The 3,951-nt window shown below is 76.6% G+C and carries 3 protein-coding genes and 1 pseudogene; all 4 read left to right on the forward strand.

Annotation, left to right across the window (positions count from 1 at the left end; translation table 11 throughout):
* Window positions 1–429, forward strand: a pseudogene (locus tag ACWD3D_RS34335) (HEAT repeat domain-containing protein); the annotation flags it as partial.
* 232 nt (window positions 430–661) lie between these two features.
* Window positions 662–1,795, forward strand: a complete 1,134-nt coding sequence (locus ACWD3D_RS34340; protein ID WP_451464615.1) for a glycosyltransferase family 4 protein — start codon at window positions 662–664, stop codon at window positions 1,793–1,795.
* Window positions 1,792–2,946 carry a glycosyltransferase gene (locus ACWD3D_RS34345; protein ID WP_451464616.1) on the forward strand — a complete coding sequence of 385 codons (1,155 nt, stop codon included), beginning with the start codon at window positions 1,792–1,794 and terminating at the stop codon, window positions 2,944–2,946. The genes ACWD3D_RS34340 and ACWD3D_RS34345 overlap by 4 nt, the downstream gene beginning before the upstream one ends.
* Window positions 2,943–3,951 (forward strand): SGNH/GDSL hydrolase family protein (locus ACWD3D_RS34350; protein ID WP_451464617.1); only part of this gene is annotated, 1,009 nt, incomplete at its 3' end. The genes ACWD3D_RS34345 and ACWD3D_RS34350, both read left to right, overlap by 4 nt.

Raw genomic sequence — 3,951 nt, forward strand, 5'->3', positions numbered from 1 at the left:
GGCACCCTCGCCCGCCGGGGCGCACCGGCCGACGCCCCGCTCGTCCTCGGCGCGCTGCGCGAGGCCGTGCGCGCGGGCCGGCCCGACACCCTGAGGCTGGGACCGCTGGTCGACGGAGCGGGTCGCCTCGGCATCACCTGTGCCGCCCCCGTCCTGCGCCACGTCTACCGGGAGACCCCCTCCTCGCACCTGAGGGGCCGCGCCGCCCGCGCGCTCGCCGCCACCGACCCGTCCTTCGCGACCGGATTCGCCGTCGAATGCCTGTGGGACTGCGAGGAGACCACCCGCGAGATCGCCGCGCTGCACGCGGAGACCGGGGACGTCCGCGTCGCCGAGCGGCTGCGACGCCTCGCCGCCGACCCCGCCGAGGAGGCCGAGGTGCAGACCGCCGTGCGCAGCCGCATCGAGCCCGAGGCGACCGGCGTCTGACCCGGCGTCGAACAGTGCGGTGACGCCCCGGGGAAAAGGTGACCCCCCGGGGCGCGCGCCGCGCCGGAGTGCCGCCGGGTGATGGCACCCTTCGCGCATGCGCCGGGCGATGGCACCCTCCGTGCACGCGCCGGTACCTGCGCCATGCACGGGTGACAACGGCCACGGGACGTTATCCGGCCGGACAGATCCTTGTCGGCCCGCTCACGCCCGGGCTGAGAACAACCCCCGTATGCGTGTCGTCATCGTCACCGAATCCTTCCCGCCGGACATCAACGGCGTGGCCCACTGCACCCTGCAGACCGCACGGCACCTCGCCGCCCGCGGTCACCAGCCGCTCGTCATCGCGCCGGCCGCGTCCGGCGCGGACGCGGCGGAAGCCCTCGACGCCGACGCACCCTGTCCGGTGGTCCGCGTCCCCTCCCTGCCGCTCCCCGGCTACCCGCAGGTCCGGGTGGCGCTCCCCGGCCGCAGGCTGGCCGCCGCCCTCACCGCCCACCGCGCCCAACTCGTCCACCTCGCAGGCCCGTTCGTGCTCGGCGCACGCGGGATGAACGTCGCCGCACGGCTCGGGCTGCCCACCGTGGCCGTCTACCAGACCGACCTCGCCGGCTACGCCCGCGCCTATCTCAGGACCGGCGAGCAGACCGCGTGGCGCCGCATGCGCACCGTCCATGCCGCCGCCGATCGCACCCTCGCCCCCTCCACCGCCGCATTGGGCGACCTCGTCGCGCACGGCGTGCCGCGCGTCCACCTCTGGCCCCGGGGCGTCGACACCGTACGGTTCCATCCCGGCCTGCGTGACGAGCGGCTGCGCCGGACCCTCGCCCCGGACGGCGAACGCCTGGTCGGGTACGTCGGACGCCTGGCACCCGAGAAGCACGTCGAAATCCTCGCCGGCGCCTGCGGCGTCCCCGGTGTCAAGGTCGTCGTCGTCGGCGACGGCCCCAGCGGCACCTCGCTGCGCGCGGCCCTTCCCGGAGCCGTCTTCCTCGGCCGCCGTACCGGCGACGAACTCGCCCGGATCTACGCCTCGCTGGATCTGTTCGTCCACACCGGCCCGTACGAGACCTTCTGCCAGACCGTCCAGGAGGCCATGGCGTCCGGACTGCCGGTCGTCGCACCCGCGGCGGGCGGACCGCTCGACCTCGTCGACCACGGCCGCACCGGACTGCTGGTCCCGCCGCTCGACCCGGGGGCCGTCCGTGACGCGGTCCGGGCGCTCGTCGCCGACCCGGAGCGTGCCGCCGCGTACGGACGGGCCGGGCACGACACGGTGCGGGGCCGCACCTGGGAAGCCGTCGGCGACCTGCTGCTGCACCACTACGACGAGGTGCTGCGCGACCGCACGGCGGTGGCCGCGTGAACGGGCTCCGGATCGTCAGACTCGCCAACTTCGTCACCCCCGCCTCCGGCGGACTGCGCACCGCTCTCGACGAACTCGGCCGCGGCTACCGCGAAGCCGGCCACGACCCCGTCCTCGTCGTCCCCGGCGCCGAGGCCGCCGACTACCGCACCCCGGCGGGACGGGTGATCACCCTGCCCGGCCCGGTGCTGCCCGGCCGCGGCGGCTACCGCGTCCTGCTGGGCCGGCGCCGGCTCACCGCCCTGCTGGAGGAGCTGCGTCCGGACCGGCTGGAGGTCTCCGACCGCACCAGCCTGCGCTGGACCGGCGAGTGGGCCCGCCGCGCCCGGGTCCCGGCCGTCATGGTCTCCCACGAGACGGCCCACGGTGTCCTGCGTACCTGGGGCGTCCCGGACCGCGCCGCCGGGATCGCCGCCGACCGCCTCAACACCCTGAGCGCGCACGCCTTCACCCGGATCGTCTGCACCACCGAGTGGGCCGCCCGCGAGTTCCTGCGGACCGGCGCCACCAACGTGGTCCGCGCACCCCTCGGCGTCGACCTGCTGCGCTGCCACCCCGAACGCCACGACCCCGGGCTGCGGGCCCGCCTGCTCCGGGGCCAGGACGTCCTCCTCCTGCTCTGCTCCCGGCTCTCCGTGGAGAAGCGCCCCGGACGCGCCCTGGACACCCTGGCCGCGCTGCGCGCGCACGGCGAGGTCCGGGCGAGCCTGGTGGTGGCCGGGGACGGCCCGCAGCGGGCCGCTCTGGAGCGCCGCGCCAGGGCCGAACGCCTGCCCGTGCTCTTCGTCGGCCACATCGCCTCCCGCGACCGGGTGGCGGGCCTCCAGGCCTCCGCCGACCTCGTCCTCGCCCCCGGCCCGGCCGAGACCTTCGGCCTCTCCGCGCTGGAGGCCCTCGCATGCGGCACCCCGGTGGTGGCGAGCGCCACTTCGGCGCTGCCCGAGGTCGTCGCCGGCGCCGGACTGCCCGCCGCCGACACCGGCGACGCGTTCGCCGCCGCGGTACGGAAGCTGCTCGCCCGCCCCGAGAAGGAGCGCCGGACCGCCGCACGGGAACGAGCCGAGTCCTACGGCTGGGACCGCTCGGTCGCCGCGTTCCTCCAGGCGCACGACGTACCGCGCCGTCACGGGGCCCGGGAGGCCCGGGCATGAGCGCGCCCACCGACGTCACGGCCCGGGACGACGTCCCCCGCAGAGTGGGCGGCCCGCCCGGGCCGCTCCGGTTCGCCGCACTCGGCGACTCGTTCACCGCGGGGGTCGGCGACCCGGTGGCCCAGGACCTGCGCGGGTGGGCCGGACTCCTCGCGGACTCGCTCGACGACGGCTCCCGGGGCGTGGAGTTCCGCAACTACGCGGTCAGCGGATCGCTCTCGGCCGACGTGCGCGAACACCAGGCGCCCGCCGCCGCCGTGTTCCGACCGCACCTCGCGGCCGTCGTCTTCGGCACCAACGACACCCTGCGCCACCCCTTCGACCTGGACCGCCTCGCCCACCGCATGGACGAGGTCTGCGCGCTGCTGGCGGCGGGCGGAGCCGTACTTCTGACGGCCTGTCTGCCGGACCCGGGGGCCGTCCTGGGACTGCCCGCCACGCTCGGCCGCCCGCTCGCGCGCCGCCAGCAGGGCGTGAACGCCGTCGTGCACCACCTCTCGGCCCGGTACGCGGCGGTCCACCTGCACGCCCACGACCCCGCCTGGGTGGCGGACCGCTCGCTGTGGAGCCCGGACCGCCTCCACCCCGCCGAACGCGGACACCGCAAGGTCGCGGCGGACTTCCACGGCCTGCTCACCGCGCGCGGCCTGGCGACCGGAGCGCCGCCCGGGTCCGAGCCCCGGCTGCCCCGCCCCGGCCGTGCGGCCTCCGCCCGGCTGCTCGTCACGGAGGGCGCCGGATGGCTGGCCCGCCGGTCCACCGATCTGCTGCCCCAGCTGTTCCTGCTGGCCGCCCGTGAGGCCGGCCACGCCGCCCTCGGCACCACCGCCCGCCTCGACGAGGAGCACCGGCGGACCGTGCTCGCCGCATTGACCGCCCTGCGGCCCGTACCGCCCCGGCCGACCCCGCGAGGAACTCCAGAAGATCCGGGGCAAGGACCTCGCGATGATCTTCCAGGAGCCGATGACCTCGCTGAACCCGGTCCTCACCATCGGCCGGCAGATC

It is taken from the genome of Streptomyces sp. NPDC002690 (assembly GCF_053592415.1).